This is a genomic window from Streptomyces sp. SJL17-4 (assembly GCF_036826855.1).
GTDB lineage: Bacteria > Actinomycetota > Actinomycetes > Streptomycetales > Streptomycetaceae > Streptomyces.
Genome location: NZ_CP104578.1, coordinates 2,739,622 through 2,755,326, shown reverse-complemented (window position 1 = coordinate 2,755,326; position 15,705 = coordinate 2,739,622). Strand labels below are relative to the sequence as shown.

At 72.0% G+C, this 15,705-nt stretch carries 16 protein-coding genes; 11 read left to right on the top strand and 5 right to left on the bottom strand.

From position 1 onward, the window contains the following. Positions 1-301 precede the first annotated feature (301 nt). The 6 genes from N5875_RS11880 to N5875_RS11855 all read left to right on the top strand — a co-directional run bounded on the left by N5875_RS11880 (position 302) and on the right by N5875_RS11855 (position 6,792). Positions 302-1,456, top strand: coding sequence for an Ig-like domain-containing protein (locus N5875_RS11880; RefSeq protein ID WP_318207963.1), 1,155 nt, complete (start codon positions 302-304; stop codon positions 1,454-1,456). 196 nt (positions 1,457-1,652) lie between these two features. Next, positions 1,653-2,918, top strand: coding sequence for an Ig-like domain-containing protein (locus N5875_RS11875; RefSeq protein ID WP_318207798.1), 1,266 nt, complete (start codon positions 1,653-1,655; stop codon positions 2,916-2,918). A gap of 86 nt (positions 2,919-3,004) precedes the next feature. Next, positions 3,005-3,772, top strand: coding sequence for an enoyl-CoA hydratase-related protein (locus N5875_RS11870; protein WP_318207797.1), 768 nt, complete (start codon positions 3,005-3,007; stop codon positions 3,770-3,772). A gap of 91 nt (positions 3,773-3,863) precedes the next feature. After that, positions 3,864-4,370, top strand: a complete 507-nt coding sequence (locus tag N5875_RS11865; protein WP_318207796.1) for an ATP-binding protein — start codon at positions 3,864-3,866, stop codon at positions 4,368-4,370. Between the two features lie 389 nt (positions 4,371-4,759). Beyond that, the gene (locus N5875_RS11860; protein ID WP_338493510.1) at positions 4,760-5,524 is read left to right on the top strand and encodes a polysaccharide deacetylase family protein; all 765 of its coding nucleotides are present in this window, start codon (positions 4,760-4,762) and stop codon (positions 5,522-5,524) included. After that, complete coding sequence (locus tag N5875_RS11855) at positions 5,524-6,792, top strand: hypothetical protein (RefSeq protein WP_318207794.1); 1,269 nt, start codon at positions 5,524-5,526, stop codon at positions 6,790-6,792. The genes N5875_RS11860 and N5875_RS11855 overlap by 1 nt, the downstream gene beginning before the upstream one ends. Before the next feature lie 17 nt (positions 6,793-6,809). On the opposite strand, the gene N5875_RS11850 is transcribed toward N5875_RS11855, so the two are convergent. After that, positions 6,810-7,448, bottom strand: coding sequence for a GNAT family N-acetyltransferase (locus N5875_RS11850; RefSeq protein WP_318207793.1), 639 nt, complete (start codon positions 7,446-7,448; stop codon positions 6,810-6,812). A gap of 75 nt (positions 7,449-7,523) precedes the next feature. Between N5875_RS11850 and N5875_RS11845 the strand changes: the two genes are divergently transcribed. The 3 genes from N5875_RS11845 to N5875_RS11835 all read left to right on the top strand — a co-directional run bounded on the left by N5875_RS11845 (position 7,524) and on the right by N5875_RS11835 (position 9,318). Further along, positions 7,524-7,739, top strand: a complete 216-nt coding sequence (locus N5875_RS11845; protein ID WP_338493508.1) for an EF-hand domain-containing protein — start codon at positions 7,524-7,526, stop codon at positions 7,737-7,739. Between the two features lie 68 nt (positions 7,740-7,807). Next, positions 7,808-8,716 (top strand): CopD family protein, encoded by a 909-nt coding sequence (locus tag N5875_RS11840; protein ID WP_318207791.1) that lies wholly within the window; start codon positions 7,808-7,810, stop codon positions 8,714-8,716. A gap of 341 nt (positions 8,717-9,057) precedes the next feature. Further along, complete coding sequence (locus N5875_RS11835) at positions 9,058-9,318, top strand: hypothetical protein (protein WP_318207790.1); 261 nt, start codon at positions 9,058-9,060, stop codon at positions 9,316-9,318. 34 nt (positions 9,319-9,352) lie between these two features. Here the strand turns inward: N5875_RS11835 and N5875_RS11830 are convergent, their stop codons facing one another. Then, the gene (locus N5875_RS11830; protein WP_318207789.1) at positions 9,353-10,339 is read right to left on the bottom strand and encodes a helix-turn-helix transcriptional regulator; all 987 of its coding nucleotides are present in this window, start codon (positions 10,337-10,339) and stop codon (positions 9,353-9,355) included. 150 nt (positions 10,340-10,489) lie between these two features. Between N5875_RS11830 and N5875_RS11825 the strand changes: the two genes are divergently transcribed. Continuing rightward, positions 10,490-11,017: a hypothetical protein gene (locus tag N5875_RS11825; protein ID WP_338493504.1), complete on the top strand. Its 528-nt coding sequence runs from the start codon at positions 10,490-10,492 to the stop codon at positions 11,015-11,017. A 73-nt stretch (positions 11,018-11,090) separates the two neighbouring features. Continuing rightward, positions 11,091-11,696 carry a response regulator transcription factor gene (locus tag N5875_RS11820; RefSeq protein WP_187623151.1) on the top strand — a complete coding sequence of 202 codons (606 nt, stop codon included), beginning with the start codon at positions 11,091-11,093 and terminating at the stop codon, positions 11,694-11,696. Positions 11,697-11,791: 95 nt separating this feature from the next. Here N5875_RS11820 and N5875_RS11815 read toward each other — a convergent pair whose 3' ends face one another. Genes N5875_RS11815 through N5875_RS11805 form a run of 3 tightly spaced genes read right to left on the bottom strand, consistent with a single transcriptional unit; the run spans position 11,792 to position 15,667 of the window. After that, a complete protein-coding gene (locus N5875_RS11815) occupies positions 11,792-12,907 on the bottom strand; it encodes a 3-dehydroquinate synthase II family protein (RefSeq protein WP_318207787.1) in 1,116 nt (371 codons plus the stop codon). After that, entirely contained in the window at positions 12,879-13,883 is a 1,005-nt protein-coding gene (locus tag N5875_RS11810) for a 2-amino-3,7-dideoxy-D-threo-hept-6-ulosonate synthase (protein ID WP_318207786.1), read from the bottom strand. The genes N5875_RS11815 and N5875_RS11810 overlap by 29 nt, the downstream gene beginning before the upstream one ends. After that, entirely contained in the window at positions 13,880-15,667 is a 1,788-nt protein-coding gene (locus tag N5875_RS11805) for an AMP-binding protein (protein ID WP_338493502.1), read from the bottom strand. The genes N5875_RS11810 and N5875_RS11805 overlap by 4 nt, the downstream gene beginning before the upstream one ends. Positions 15,668-15,705 lie beyond the last annotated feature (38 nt).

The following is a 15,705-nucleotide window of genomic DNA, read 5'->3' as shown; positions in this document are numbered from 1 at the left end:
CCCGGCCACACGGGCGGCCCGGCCCGCTCCGGAGCATGGTCAGGTACCGCCTCCTGCTCGGCTGTGCTCGTCACCGTCCCGGCCTCCAGCGGCTCGTCGGGCCCGCACCCGGGGAAGTGGCGGCGTCCCGGCCGCCGCTCCCGCGCGTGGTTCTCCCCCTGTTCTGCCCGGACGGCCCGGCTCCCAACATGACCCGCACGCACGTTTCCCCTGGAGGGTGGCTGTCGTTGGGCCGAGCGTGACACTTGTATGGAAGCGGGCGAGGTACGCCCTCGCGGTGGCGGGACTGTTGGCGGGCCTCGTGGGCTGCACGGCGCCGGACGGCGGAGGCGGGATCGACATCAGCCTGCCGGGCAAGGCACGGGCCCCCGGCGACGTCATCCGGGTCAGCCCGGAGGACGGCAGCCGGGGGCTGCCGGCCGAGGGCCCGGTCGAGGTGAAGGTGGACAGCGGGCGACTCGAACGGGTGACCGTCGTCCAGGTGGAGGACGGCAGACGGACCCGGGTCGCCGGGGAGATCTCCGCCGACGGACTGCGCTGGCGGCCCCGGCCGGAGACCCGCCTCGCGCTGGCCGCGAAGTACAGTGTGGACGCCGTCGCGCTCGACGCGCACGGCCGCCGCTCCGCCCGGCACACCACCTTCACCACCGTGGTGCCCGAGAGCCGCTTCATCGGCTACTTCAAGCCGGAGAACCGTTCCACTGTCGGCACCGGCATGATCGTTTCCTTCGGCTTCAACATGCCGATCGAGAACCGCGCGGCGGTCGAGCGGGCCATCCGGATCACCTCCGTGCCGCCGGTGGAGGTCGTCGGCCACTGGTTCGGCAAGGAGCGGCTCGACTTCCGCCCCGCCGCGTACTGGCAGCCGGGCACCGAGGTCACCGTCGAACTCGGCCTGCGGGACGTCGAGGGAGCACCCGGCGTGTACGGCATCCAGCGCAAGACCGTCGGCTTCACCGTCGGCCGCTCCCAGGTCTCCACGGTCGACGCCGCCGCCCACACCATGGAGGTCAGGCGGGACGGTGACGTCCTCGCCACCGTGCCGATCACCGCGGGAGCGCCGAAGACCACCACGTACAACGGGAAGATGGTCGTCACCGAGCTGTACGACGTGACCCGGATGAACGGGGCCACGGTCGGCTTCGGCGGCGAGTACGACATCAAGGACGTGCCGCACGCCATCCGTCTCACCGACTCGGGCACCTTCCTGCACGGCAACTACTGGGCCGCGCCGAGCACCTTCGGCTCCGCCAACGTCAGCCACGGCTGCATCGGCCTCCGGGACGACAAGGGCGGCAGCGCCGAGTCCCCGGCGGGCTGGTTCTTCGAGCGGACCCTCATCGGCGACGTGGTGGAAGTGGTCAACTCCCGTGACCGAAAGGTCGCTCCCGACAACGGCCTCGGAGGCTGGAACATGGAGTGGAACCGGTGGAAGGCCGGCTCCGCACTGGGCTGACCCCCTTCGTCCCCCTCGTACCGCCCGGAGCTTTCGGCCTCTTTCGTTGTCTTAGCAGGTCGATCGGGACGGAACGGTGACATTCGCGAGGATCTTTCGTGTCCTGCGGTGTGATTATCTATCGCCGTGTGCGCGAGTGGATGCGCACGGGGGTGGGGCCGGGCGGTGCCGGGCCGTGCGAGGGGAGAAGACCACAGTGAACGGGCAGCCGATATCGGGGGCATCGGTCGGAGCGACGGCGCGGCGCGGCCGACGCGGGGGAGTCAGGCTGCAGGCCCTGGCGACAGGAGCGCTGCTCCTGGTGCTCACCGCCTGCGGCGGCGGTGAGACGGCGAACGGCGGCGGCACGGGGGGCCAGGGACCGGCCGCCCAGGGCGGCGGCAAGCAGGAGAACGCCGCCTCCCAGGCGGTCGTGACGATCCTTCCGAAGGACGGCGCCGACTCGGTCGCCACCAGCGGGGTCCTCAAGGTCACCGCGGCGCAGGGCAAGCTGACCACGGTCACGGTCGCCGACTCCAAGGGCACCGCGGTCGAGGGGAAGATCGCGGCGGACGGCGCCAGCTGGTCGCCGGCCGTGCACCTGGCCGCGGGCACGCAGTACAAGGTCCACGCGATCGCGAAGGACGCCGAGGGCCGCGAGTCGGCGAAGGACACCACCTTCACCACCCTCGTCCCGAAGAACACCTTCATCGGCCACTACACGCCGGAGGACGGTTCGACCGTCGGCGTCGGCATGCCGGTGTCCATCAACTTCACCCGGGGCATCACCGACCCGGAGGCCGTCGAGAAGGCCATCAAGGTGACGGCCGAGCCGTCCGTGCCGATCGAGGGCCACTGGTTCGGCAACGACCGCCTCGACTTCCGCCCGGAGAACTACTGGGCCGCGGGCACCAAGGTGACCGTGCACCTCAACCTGGACGGTGTCGAGGGACGCCCGGGCGTCTACGGCAAGCAGAAGAAGACGGTCACCTTCACCATCGGCCGCCGTCAGGTCTCCACCGTCGACGCGAGCGCCAAGACGATGAAGGTCGAGCGCGACGGCAAGATCATCAAGACGATCCCGATCACCGCGGGCGCGCCCTCCACGACCACGTACAACGGTCAGATGGTCATCAGCGAGAAGTACAAGGTGACCCGCATGAACGGGGCCACGGTCGGCTTCGGCGGCGAGTACGACATCAAGGACGTCCCGCACGCGATGCGGCTGTCCCAGTCCGGCACCTTCGTGCACGGCAACTACTGGGCCTCGGCGGGCACGTTCGGCTCCGCCAACGTCAGCCACGGCTGCGTCGGCCTCCAGGACGCGCGGGGCGCGGGCAACAGCTCGATGCCGGCCGCCTGGTTCTACGACCGCTCGATCATCGGTGACGTGGTCGTCGTGAAGAACTCGAAGGACAAGCAGATCAAGCCGGAGAACGGCCTCAACGGCTGGAACATGGACTGGTCGGAGTGGATCAAGTAATCCTCCGCTCGTACGTCTGAAGGGGCCCGGTGCTGTGAGCAACAGCACCGGGCCCTTCGGCGTTAACGGACACTAACCTTCCTCCCATGACTGTGAACCTCGAAGTCGCCGAAGGCGTCGGCACGATCCGCCTCGACCGCCCCCCGATGAACGCCCTGGACATCGCCACCCAGGACCGGCTGCGCGAGCTCGCCCAGGAGGCGACCGACCGCGACGACGTACGGGCCGTGATCATCTACGGCGGCGAGAAGGTGTTCGCGGCCGGCGCGGACATCAAGGAGATGCAGGTCATGGACCACGTGGCCATGGTCAAGCGCTCCCGCGCCCTCCAGGACTCCTTCACCGCCGTCGCCCGCATCCCCAAGCCGGTCGTCGCGGCCGTCACCGGCTACGCCCTCGGGGGCGGCTGCGAGCTCGCGCTCTGCGCCGACTACCGGATCGCCGCCGACAACGCCAAGCTCGGCCAGCCGGAGATCCTGCTCGGCCTGATCCCCGGCGCCGGCGGCACCCAGCGGCTGGCGCGGCTCGTCGGCCCCTCCAAGGCCAAGGACCTCATCTTCACCGGCCGGATGGTCAAGGCCGACGAGGCCCTGACGCTGGGTCTGGTCGACCGGGTCGTCCCCGCCGCCGAGGTGTACGAGCAGGCGCACGCCTGGGCCGCCAAGCTGGCGCAGGGCCCGGCCGTCGCGCTGCGGGCCGCGAAGGAGGCGATCGACCAGGGCCTGGAGACCGACATCGACACCGGTCTCGCCATCGAGCGCAACTGGTTCGCGGGCCTGTTCGCGACCGAGGACCGCGAGAACGGGATGCGCAGCTTCGTCGAGGAGGGCCCGGGGAAGGCGAAGTTCGCCTGAGGGGCCCTGAGGTGACAGACCCCCCTTTCGTGGGGGCCGATTCCACCGGAACGGCCCCCGCGAACGACTCCGTGCGGCCATGATGGGGGGCATGGCGGGCCTGGAGGGTAGGGAACAACCGTGGCAGCGCACTGGCGCCGCCGCAGCGCGGTGGTCACCGGCCGCGGACGACGAACAGGCCGCCGACGCAGTGGAGTTGTACGGCAATCCGGCCGAGGAGGATGTCCGGCTGCCGTCCCGGCCCGAATCCGCCTGGGTGGCCCGCAGGCTCACGCATCACGTCGTGCTGCGGCAGTGGGCGCTCGGCCCGCAGATCGCCGAGCACGCGGTGCTCCTCGTGTCGGAGCTCGTCGGGAACGCGGTGCGGCACACGGGTGCGCGGGTCTTCGCGCTGCGGTTGCAGCGGCGGCGCGGCTGGATCCGGATCGAGGTGCGGGACCCCTCGCGGGGGCTGCCCTGTCTGATGCCGGTGCACGAGCTCGACACGAGCGGCCGGGGGCTCTTCCTGGTCGACAAGCTCTCGGACCGGTGGGGTGTGGACCTGGCGCCCCGCGGCAAGACGACCTGGTTCGAGATGCGGGTCGCCGACCGTCCCTGATCGACGCCGGCCCCCGGACGCACGGAAGCCCCCGTGCGCCGTAGTGGGGCGCGTGGGGGCTTTCGTGGGATGCGCCGTGGACGGGGGGGTGTATCCACGGCTGCTATGTCGACCTGGCCCGGGTCAATGGGGGTCGTGCCACCGACTATGGCAGACAGGTGGCCATACCGCCAAAAGTCCCTAGTGGGGCAATCTCCACTAAAACTGGACACTTCAATAGTGAATCGTTGGTGACGTGGCACACTCACCTTGCAAACAATGAATGATTATGCGGTTCCCTGATTGTTCCTCGGGTTCGTCCGCATGCTGGACGCCTCCGGTAGGGCCCGCAAACGTCCTGAATTGGCCTAATCGTCATCAATCGGGCGTTACCGCCCTTAAATGGTCGCGTGAAGCCGATCGACCGCCGCGGAGCCCTCCGGGCAGGTGCGACCGCCGCCCTCGCGGGAGCCCTCGCCACCGCCTGCGGCACGACCCCCCGCCCCGCCGCGCCCGCACCCCGGCGCCCGGCACCCGCACCCGTCGCGGCCCCCGCGCCCCGGAGCCTCCCCGGGCAGCCCGCCGAGATCGCCCACGGTCCCCGCGACCGGCCCCGGGTCGCGCTCACCTTCCACGGCCAGGGCGACCCCGCCCTCGCCCGGACGCTCCTCGGCCAGGCCGAGAAGGCCGGCGCCCGCGTCACCGTCCTCGCCGTCGGCAGCTGGCTCGACCGGCACCCCGACCTGGCCCGCCGGGTCCTCGACGGCGGACACGACCTCGGCAACCACACCCAGCGCCACATCGACGTCAACGCCATGACCGAGACCGAGGCCCTCGCCGAGATCGAGGCCTGCGCCACCCGGCTGCGCCGGCTCACCGGCTCCATCGGCACCTGGTTCCGGCCCTCCCGTACCCAGCACGCCGCCCCCGCCGTGCTGCGCGCCGCCCACCGCGCCGGATACCCGCACGTCCTCTCGTACGACGTCGACTCCCTCGACTTCACCTCGCCCGGCGCCACCGCCGTCGTCCGCAACGTCACCGGATCCGTCCGCGCCGGATCCGTCGTCAGCCTGCACTTCGGCTACCCGGACACCGCCGCCGCGCTGCCCCTCCTCCTCGCCGACCTCGACCGTCGCGGACTGCGCGCGGTCACCACCACGGAGCTGCTGACCTGATGGCACACCGCACCCGGAGACACCGCCCGCAGGGACACCTGACGCAGGAACACCGTCCGCAGGAACACCGCCCGCAGGGACACCGTCCGCGGGGACACCTCACGAGGCGGACCAGGACCCTCCTCGCCGCCGCCCTCCTCGCCGCGCTCGCCGGCTGCGGCACCGGGGACCCGGGCGACGGCGCGGCCCCGGTGAAGAAGGCCGCCCCCGCCGTCCCCAAGCCCGCCGCCGCCCCCGCCGGGCTCCCCGGGATGCCGCCGCTCCTCGACCCGAAGGACGTCTACGCCGCCGACCGGCCCGACAAGCTCTCACCGGTCGTCAGGAACTTCCCCTCCCGGGTCTACGTCCCCAACACCAACTCCAACACCGTCTCCGTCATCGACCCGGCCACCTACCAGGTCGTCGAGACCATCCCCGTCGGCATCCAGCCCCAGCACGTCGTGCCCTCCTGGGACATGAAGACGCTCTGGGTCAACAACAACCGGGGCCACACGCTCACCCCCATCGACCCGGCCACCGGCGTCGCCGGCAAACCCGTCGAGGTCCACGACCCGTACAACCTCTACTTCACGCCCAACGGCAAGTACGCCATCGTGATGGCCTCGCTCGACCGCGAACTCGTCTTCCGCGACCCGCACACCATGGAACGGAAGAAGACCGTCCCGGTCAGCTGTTACGGCGTCAACCACGCCGACTTCTCCGCCGACGGCCGCTACTTCGTCGTCTCCTGCGAGTTCTCCGGCGAGCTGCTCAAGGTCGACACCGAGAAGATGGAGGTGATCGGCCAGCAGAGACTGCCCTTCGAGGGCGCCATGCCGCAGGACGTGAAGATCTCCCCGGACGGCAAGACCTTCTACATCGCCGACATGATGGCCCACGGCATGTGGGTCCTCGACGGCGAGAAGTTCACCACCCCGACCCTGCTGCCCACCGGCAAGGGCTGCCACGGGCTCTACATCAGCCGGGACTCCCGCGAGATGTACGTCCCCAACCGCGGCGAGGGCTCCATCTCCGTCTTCGACTTCGAGAAGGACAAGCTGACGAAGAAGTGGTGGCTGCCGGACGGCGGTTCCCCCGACATGGGAGGAGTCTCCGCCGACGGCAAGGTCCTCTGGCTCTCCGGCCGCTACGACTCCGAGGTGTACGCGATCGACACCACGACCGGGAAGCAGCTGGCCCGCATCCCGGTCGGCGGCGGCCCCCACGGCCTCGCCGTCTACCCGCAGCCGGGCCGCTACTCCCTCGGCCACACCGGCATCTTCCGGTGAAGCCGGTGAGCGGGCGGTCAGCCCGCGACCAGGAGGGCCTCCGAGGCCACCGGGCGGTAGCCCGCCGCCTGGAAGGCACGCACGCTGCGGGCGTTGCCGGGGGACTGCTGGGCCCAGACCACGGAGTCCGGCGTGAGATGCCGGGCCGCCGTGGCCAGCGCCCGGCCCAGGCCCCGGTGGCGTACCTCCTCGTCGACCTCGACCGCCGCCTCCCAGCGGCCCGCCACGCCCCGCCCCAGGACCACGAGACCGCCGTCCGCCGCCCACACCCGGACCTCGTCGCGGAACTTCAGCGCCCGCGCGACCCGGGGGTGGTCCGGGTCCACGATCTCCCGGAGCTCCATCGGAGGATCGCCCGGCAGGGCGTCGGCGACGGTGAGCAGGTCGATCGTGTTCATGTGCCGGCCGGTACGGGCCATCAGCGCCACCAGGAAACCCGGGTTCATGCTGGCCGCCAGCGGATCGCTCGACGCGGCCGCGAGCGCGGCCCGCACCCACTCCGGGTCGGCGTCCGTGAAGACCACCGAATGGGCGGTGAAGGCGAGCACCCCGGCGTCCCGGGGGCCCGGCTGCGGCACCACCGTCGTCGCCCCGTCCGGGGGAGGGAACTCCCCGCGCGCCGCCGCCGCCAGGATCCGTGCCACTTCGCTGCTCATACCACCATCATCCGGCAGGACGGGGGCCAGCTAATCTGACCCCCGTCAGAGAAGCACCAAGAAGGGGCGGAAGCAGTGGCGGACATCGAGTCGGCACGCACGGCATTCAACCAGTTCGACGCGGACGGCGACGGCTTCATCACCGCCGCGGAGTACAAGAGCCTCATGGCGCGCCACGGCGACTTCAACGTCACCGAGACGGTCGCCGAGGTCCTTATCAAGCAGCGCGACGCCAACGGCGACGGCGTCCTGTCCTGGGACGAGTTCTGGGCCCACTACAGCAAGGTCTGACCCGCCCGCCCCGACGGGCGGCGCAACGCTGAGTTGCCGCCCGTTCGGGGCTCGGTGACGATCGTCCGGTGACGCTTCCCGGACCTTTCGGTACCCCGAGCCGTCTGACGGCAGCGGTCCTCGCCGCAGTCGCCGTCCTCGTCGTCGCCCTGCTGGGCGCGGGCCTCGCCCAGGCGGGAACGGACGAGCTCCGGATACCCGCCGCGGGCACCACCACGCTGCTGCGGCTCCTCGTCTTCACCGGTCTGGCCGTGCACCTCGGCGAACTCGTCGGATGCCGGCTCGCGGGCGGAGGGCCACGGCCCCGCGCCTGGTCCGTACCCGCCTCCCTCCTCGCCGCGGCCGCCTCGGCCGGGCTCCTGCTGCTCTTCGCGGCCGTCAGCGGACTGAGCCCGAGCATCGTGTACGGGCTCCGCGAGGGCCGTCTCGTCCTCGTCACGGCCAACGCCTTCGTCCTCGCGGCCCTCTGCGCCGCATCCCGGCGCCCCGGGCTCGCCGCCCTGCCGCTCGCCGTCGCCGTCGGCGCCGAGGCGCTGCGCGCCCACCCGGAGACGTACCAGCCCCTCGTGGGCACCTCGCTCACCTTCGTCCACCTCACCGCCGCCTCCCTCTGGGCCGGCACGCTCCTGTACGTGCTCCGCACCATGCGGTTGCGCGGCGGCGGGCGGGAGGTCCTCGTCCGGTACGCCCGGATGGCCGCATGGGTGTACGCCGCGCTCGCGGTCACCGGCACCGCCACGACCCTGCGCAAGCTCCCCCTCGACGCCGTCCTGAGCAGCGCCTACGGCAGGGTCCTGCTGGTGAAGCTGGTGTTGTTCGGCGGGGCGAGCCTGCTGGCGCTCGCCGCCCGGGGGCGGATGCTGTCCGGCGGCGACGCCCAGGCACCCGCGCGCGTGGAGGTGTCCGTCCTCGCGGCGATCGTGGTCGTCTCGGCGCTGCTGACCGTGGTGCCGGATGCGCACGGCATCGTTCCCTGAGCGGTTCCGATCGCCCCGTGCCGGTGGCAACTCGCTGCATCACATGCCCGTGGCCGGATTCCGGCCCGGCGCGCACGAACTCGGATGCGCCCCCTCACCTGGCCTTTTGGCCGGAACGAGAGGGTCCGCCCGGTGCCTGCCCCCGCCGTTTCCCGCAGGTCGTGAGGCAGCTCGTTGCCAGGCAGCTTCCTGGCCTGTCCGGAAGCGGACAGCCGGGGCACCACGGTGATTTCCTCTAGGTGTGCGGCCGGGACGGCTGAAAAGTCACCGGCCGCCAAGGACCTCCTGACACGCACGTACGCCGCACCCGTACCGCATCCGAACCCGGAACGGAGACCTCCATGTCCTGTCGCTCCCGCCGCGCAAGCGGTGTCCTCGCCGCCGTCGCCGCCGCCGTCCTCGGCGGTGTCCTGATGGCCTCCCCGGCCCAGGCCGCCCCCGTCGTCCCGCCGGTCGTCACCGACACCCCCGACGACTTCGTCTGGGACCTCCCGCCCCGGCCGGGCATGCCCGGCGACCTCCCCGGGATCCCGTGCCTTCCCGGCCTGCCCTGCCCCGACGCCCCGGACGACTTCGTCTGGGACACCGCCCCGAAGGACTGAACACCATGCGTGTCACCGTCGCCGCCGGCCTCGCTCAGATCCATTCCCTGCGCGTCGCCTGCACCCCCGCCTCGAACCGGCTGGACGCACCGAGCCGCTCCATCAGGTCGGCCACGATCCGCCGCTCCGTCCGCACCCCGATGCCGAGCGCCCGCGCCACCGCCTCGTCGGTGAGACCGCTCGCCAGGAGTTGCAGGAGCTTGCGCTCCTGCGGCGTGAGCCCACCGGGCAGCAGGGCGTCACCGGGCCCGTCGAGGGGACTGGAGTGCTCCCAGTACGCCTCGAACAGGGCCCGCATGGCCAGGACCACCGGCTGGCTGCTGAAAAGCAGCGCGGACGGCTGGGCCTGACCCGGCAGCCCGGCCACGACCGCCGCCGTCGTGTCCACGATGAGGAGACGCATCGGGAGAGTCGGCGAGGTCCGTATCTCGCTGCCGCGCTCCGCCATCCACTGGGCGTGGCCCCGGGTGACGCGGTCACCCGCGACGCTGTCCAGGTAGATCGTCCGGAAGCGCACACCACGCTCCATCGCCCGCTCGTTCAGGGGCCGGCCGGCCTCCACGGACTCCGCCCTCAGGGCCTTGGTCGGATGGAAGGCGAGCGACTCGTGCGTACAGGACTCGGCCAGGGCTTCGAGCCGGATGCGGATGTCGTCGACGTTGTCGAGGTGCTCCGCCCCGTCGAGACCGCCCGACGGGCCCGATGCCGTGTACTCGGCCGCGAGGGCGGCGAGGGCGGCACGATTCTGTTCGATCCGCTGCTGCCGCGAGGCGAGTTCGCGCTCCTCCCGCTGGAGCAGCACCTTGAGACCGAGCGACGGGTTCACCGCGCGCATCCGGCCCGGACTGTCCCGGGACGGGGCGAGCAGGGAGAGCCGCGTCAGAAGGTCGAGCGCCTCCTCCACCTGGTCCGTCGTGCAACTCAGGAGTTTCGCCAGCCGTTCGGGATCGTGCTCCTTGTGGAACAGGATCGCGCGGTATACGCCCAGCGTGTGTTGGTCGAGCGACGAGACCTCGTCCACGGTGTCCCCCAATGGTCGTACCGCCCCGGGGTCGGTCGGGGCGGAGTTCCGAACCGGGTCCCGCGCCCTATCGCCCGAGCGGCCCCGATTCACCCCATTCACACGATCATCACGCTACCCGCTCGACGATCTCCTCGAAAGGGACGTCACGTGCTCCAGACCGGTTCCTCCCCGCCGCAGCTCGACGGCCTCGTCGTCCTCGTCGTCGATGCCACCACGGGCATCGGCCGGGAGCTCGCGACGCGGCTGAGCGCCGCCGGGGCGATCGTCGCCGTCGTCGGCGCCGGTCACCCGGACCGCGGCGACGACGCCGCCACCAACGCGGCCTTCCTCTGCAAGGCGCTCAACGACGCGGGCCTGCTCGCCCTGCCGTACCGCATCGACATCCGCGATCCGGCCGAGGCTGCCCGGCTGCCCGGCCAGATCGCCGCCGACGCGGCCCCGGTGAACGCCGCCGTCGTCGTCCTGCCGGCGCCGGACGCCCCCGGCGAACTGCTGCGTGCCTTCCGGGCCGTGTCGGCCGCGCTCGCGGCCGCTCTGCCGCCCGGCGCCCGGCACATCGAGCGCACCCCGGCCGCGGCGGCCGGACCGGACACGACGACCGCCGGGGACCGCGGCTGGCTCCGCTCCGTCGTCGACGGCCTGGCCGCCGACGCGGCGCGGGCGACCAGCCGCTGAGGGTGGCGGCCGCGAGGGCCGCCACCACAGACCGCCACACAGAAGGCACAAAGAAGTCACCACGGGGAGAGAGATGTCCATTCGCGTCGTCGTGGCCGGTGACCACCAACTGGTCCTGGAGGCCTTCGCCGAGACCCTGAACGGCACCAACGGCCTGGATGTCGTGGGGCTCGCCACGACCTTCGAGGCGGTGCTCCCGGCCGTCCAGCGGCACCGGCCCACGGTGCTCCTGCTCGGCGAGAGCACCATGGGAGGCAAGGCGCTGCACGCCGCCACCGAGGTGCGTTCGCACCATCCGAGCTGCGGAGTGGCGTTGATGGTCGGCTCGGCCACCCCGTCCGTGGTGGACCGGGCGGTGGCCGCCGGAGCACTCGGAGTCGTACCGAAGACGGCCCGGCTCCCGCAGCTGATCACCACCCTCGTGGGAGTCGCGGGGGGCTGCCTCACCGTCGACCCCGGGCTGCTCCGGACACCGGCGGCGGGGGAGACGGTGCTCAGCGTCCGGGAGACGGACGTCCTGCGGCTGACCGCCGGCGGGGCGACCGTCAAGGAGATCGCGGGCGAGCTCTACCTCGCGGCGGGGACGGTACGGAACCTCACCTCGGCGGCGATCAAGAAGCTCGGCGGGCGCAACCGGTTCGACGCGGCGCGCATCGCGGCGGAATGCGGGCTGCTGTGAGGACGGTGGTGGCGCCCGGACGCGCGCCGGCCCCGGCACGAGGCGTGCCGGGGCGGGGCTTCACGACAGGGTGGAGCAGGGCGCTCCGTGCGCTCCTACTTCTCCAGGCAGAACTCGTTGATCGGGTAGCCGACATGACGGTCGGCCGTCGGCAGGTGACCCAGGATGCGGTCGCCCGGCTTGAGTTCGGTGCTGTTGAGCACCGAGGCGCCGGGGCCGAGGACCCGCACGTGCCAGTCGTCCTGGAGGATCAGGTTGACCGTCTGACCACTGGGCGCGACCGCGTCGATGGAGATCAGCGGACGCGTCTCGATCTTCACCCGGCCGACGCTGACCGGCCGCGTACGACCGTCGACGTCGACCGCCAGGACGGAACTGCCGGCGTGCAGCTCGCTCAGGTAGTGGGTGCGGCCGTTCTGCCCCACGGTGTACGAGTGCAGGGCACCCGCGTTGACGCGGAACGGACGGGTCGGCATGTACGGCAGCGGGTGGGTCTCGCTGACGCACAGGACCATGCCCTTGGAGTGGGAGCCCACCAGGATGCCCTCGTCCTTGCGGAAGTGGGTCGTGGTGTCGACACAGGCACGCTCGCCCATGCCGATGTGCGTGGTCGCCGTGACCTCCAGCTCGACCAGGGAGATCTCCCCGCCGTGCGCGGTCGCCGCGGTCCGCAGGGCCGTCGCGTCGCCGACCGTACGGCCCCGCATCAGGACCCCGTCCGAGCCGTGCTCCAGGACGCCGTACAGGATCTCGGCCTCCTCGGTGTCGGCGGCCGTCGTCACGATCGAGCCGGGCGCGCCCGAGGCGGCCGCGATGACGATCTCCAGCGGGATCTTCGTCGGGTCGCGGAAGTCGAGGACGCTCCACGCCTCGAGACGCGCCGCCAGGCAGGCGTCCTCCAGGGTGTCGGCGTCGACGATCTCCACGTACCGCCCGAACAGCACGTCCGGGTGGGCCGCTTCGAGCTCGGCGCGGCCGTCCTTCGGGCCGGGGACGATCACGACGTCGGCGTCGCCCAGGTCGGCGGGCACGGTGGCGGCGCCGTCCTCGAAGAGCAGGACCTTGCGGACGGTGGGCGGCAGACCGGTGAACACCGCCGGGTCGGCGGCGACGATGCCGTCGATCTTCTGGTGCAGGGCCTCCTCCAGGACGGCGGCGGTGGCGGCGCCGGCCTCGCGGATGTCAAGCCAGCACAGTTTGGCGTCCGTCATGATGCGGACCTCCTGTCAGATGGTCGAGAGACGAGCCGTCGAGCGACGGGCCGTCGAGGTGGGTGTCGTCGTGAGGGGTGTCGTCGTGGTGCGGGTCGTCGAGCGGTGTGCCGTCGAGGTGGTCGGGGGTGAGGCGTTCGCTGTGAAGCCGCTCCCGGCCGCCCGACTCGCTGAACGGGACGGTGGTGAAGTGCTGTTCGGGGAAGTGGTGCACGATCCTTGCGACCTTGGCCGCCAGCGCGCGCGGGTCCTTGGCCTGGAAGATGTTGCGGCCCATGGCCACCCCGCCCGCCCCTCCGGCGATGGCGTCCCTGACGTACGCCAGGACGTCCTCCTCCTTCTCCAGGGCGGGGCCGCCGGCGACGAGCACCGGCACCGGGCAGGCCGCGGTCAGGTCGAGCATCTCCGCGGTGGATCCGAGGAAGACGGTCTTGACCAGGTCCGCGCCCAGGTCCGCGGCGATCGTCACGGCGTGCGCGACGACCGCCGGGTCCCGGGGGTCGCTGATCCGCGGCCCGCGCGGGTACACCATCGCGAGCAGCGGCAGGTTCCAGCGGTCGCAGGCGTCGGCGATCCGGCCGAGGTCGCCGATCTGCTGCCGCTCGTCGTCGGAGCCGAGGTTGACGTGGACGCTGACCGCGTCCGCGCCGAGGCGCAGGGCCTCCTCGACGCCGGCGACGACGTACTTGGCGTTGGGGTCGAGCGCCTGGCTGGTGCTCGCGTTGAGGTGGATGATCAGCGACATCGCGGCGAACCGCTCCGGGCTGATGTGCCGGACGCTGCCCTTGTGCACGACGACGGCGTCGGCGCCGCCGGCCGCGATCCGGGCGGCGAGCTGGTCGAGCGTGGTGCCCTTCGGCACCACGGGACCGTCGTGGATCGAATGGTCGAGAGGGGTGATCATCAGGCCGGCCGTGCTGTGGCGGTAGAGCCGCCGAAGCCGCAGCGACCGGGCGAAGTGGCCGAAACCGGTCATGGAACGCCCTTTCTGGTTCGCGAGGAGGCGTGATCGGGCTGGTGACCCACGCCGCTCACGCGGACGGGGTCGTCCCGCGCGGTGGCTCCGCGCGGGGAGCTGAGGGCCGTCCCACCGACGCGCGGGGCGCCGGCGCCGCGGAGGGCGGTGGCGTTCGGGGCGCCTGATGCGGAGGTGGTCGGGAGACCCGGCGCGGAGGCCTTGGGGACGCCCGGTGCGGTGGCGGTCGGGCCGCCCCTGGCGGTGGTGTGGGCGGTCGACGCGGTGGGGTCCGGTGGTGAGACGGAGCGCAGGTAGGCGCGGTCCGGTTTGCCCGAGGGCGTGAGCGGCAGCCGCGGCCAGACCGAGACCCGTACCGGAGTGTGCTCCGGAGTCAGCGCCGCGGCCACATAGCCCCGCAGGTCGCAGGAGGTGTGCCCGGCCCCCGAGTACAGCTCGACGGCCGCGTGCACCTGCTCCACCCAGTCGCGGTCCCGCACCCCGAACACCGTGGCCTGACGCACCTGCGGATGGCGCATCAGCGCCTCCTCGATGGCCGCCGGGTCCAGCTTGAGCCCGCCGTGCTTGATCACGTCGCCCACCCGGCCGTCGAGCCGGAGATAGCCGTACCGGTCCCAGTGCCCCAGGTCGCCGGTGCACAGCCAGCCGTCGCGGAAGACCGTCCCGGTGCGTTCCTCGTCGCCGAGGTAGCCGGCCGTGACCGTCGGCGAGCTGATCCAGATCTCGCCCGACACCCCCCGCTCCACCTGGGGGCCGCCGCCGGGGCCGCGGATCTCCACCCGCACCCAGGGGAACGGACGCCCCGCCGAGCCGAGCAGTTCCGGCTCGCGGTGGTCCAGCGGGTTGAGGCTGCTGATACCGCCCGCCTCCGTCGTCCCGTACACCTGGATGAGCACGTCGCCGAAGAGCTCGACGGCCCGCGCCACCCGCGCCGGCGCCGCCGGGGTGCCGCTGTAGGTGATGCGGCGCAGCGAGGACAGATCGGTGAGCGGCGCGGCCGGATGGTCCAGAAGCCGGTAGAGGTGCGGGACGGCGAGATAGACGTCGGTGACCCCGTGCCGCTCGAAGGCGTCCAGGGCCTCGCCCGCGTCGAACTCGTCGTGCAGCACGACCCGTCCGCCGCTCGCGAGCACCGCGTCCGCCATCGGCGCGGTCGTGTGGCTGATCGGCGTGACGGACAGCAGCGTCGCGGGTCCCCGGGGATCGAGGCCATGGGCGAGACGGCTGACGAGCTCCTCACGTGTGTCGTACCGCTGGGCGACCATCTTCGGCCGTCCGGTGCTCCCGCTGGTGAACTCGACGGTCGCGAGGTCGTCCGGGCGCGGCTCGGGGAGTCGCGCCGGCAGCGGTTCGGTGGAGCCGGCCGACGCCCCCCAGGGGACGGTCAGCGCGGTCACGGCCGGGACGCGGCGGGTGAGCCAGTCGCCGCGCTCGGCGCTCTCGTCGTCGACGAGCAGCACCGACACCCGTAGGTCCTCCAGGAGTCGGGCCTGGGTGGCGACCGAGAAGGTCTCCGTGTCGGTACGCGGATTCATCGACCGTACGTACACGGAGGTGGCGCCCAGGAGATGGACGGCGTACCGGGCGGCGAGCATCAACGGCCGGTTGGGGCCGGTCAGCACGGCGACGGTGTCACCGGGGCGGACGCCGCGGGAGTACAGCAGGGCCGTGGTGGCCCGCACCGAGCCGGCGAGCCGGCCGGCGGTGACGGCCTCGTCGGCGTGGTGGATCACCACGCGCCCCGGGGCCTTTCCGAGAGCGTCGAGAATGCGGCGTACGTACATGGTTCCTCCTTTCCGGAACGAGGAGTTCAGAGGTGTGG

Excerpts from the sequence above, each read along its gene's own strand:
- N5875_RS11870 (WP_318207797.1), top strand. The coding sequence starts at position 3,005 with ATGACTGTGAACCTCGAAGTCGCCGAAGGCGTCGGCACGATCCGCCTC.
- N5875_RS11865 (WP_318207796.1), top strand. The coding sequence starts at position 3,864 with ATGGCGGGCCTGGAGGGTAGGGAACAACCGTGGCAGCGCACTGGCGCC.
- N5875_RS11855 (WP_318207794.1), top strand. The coding sequence starts at position 5,524 with ATGGCACACCGCACCCGGAGACACCGCCCGCAGGGACACCTGACGCAG.
- N5875_RS11850 (WP_318207793.1), bottom strand. The coding sequence starts at position 7,448 with ATGAGCAGCGAAGTGGCACGGATCCTGGCGGCGGCGGCGCGCGGGGAG.
- N5875_RS11835 (WP_318207790.1), top strand. The coding sequence starts at position 9,058 with ATGTCCTGTCGCTCCCGCCGCGCAAGCGGTGTCCTCGCCGCCGTCGCC.
- N5875_RS11820 (WP_187623151.1), top strand. The coding sequence starts at position 11,091 with ATGTCCATTCGCGTCGTCGTGGCCGGTGACCACCAACTGGTCCTGGAG.
- N5875_RS11815 (WP_318207787.1), bottom strand. The coding sequence starts at position 12,907 with ATGACGGACGCCAAACTGTGCTGGCTTGACATCCGCGAGGCCGGCGCC.
- N5875_RS11810 (WP_318207786.1), bottom strand. The coding sequence starts at position 13,883 with ATGACCGGTTTCGGCCACTTCGCCCGGTCGCTGCGGCTTCGGCGGCTC.
- N5875_RS11805 (WP_338493502.1), bottom strand. The coding sequence starts at position 15,667 with ATGTACGTACGCCGCATTCTCGACGCTCTCGGAAAGGCCCCGGGGCGC.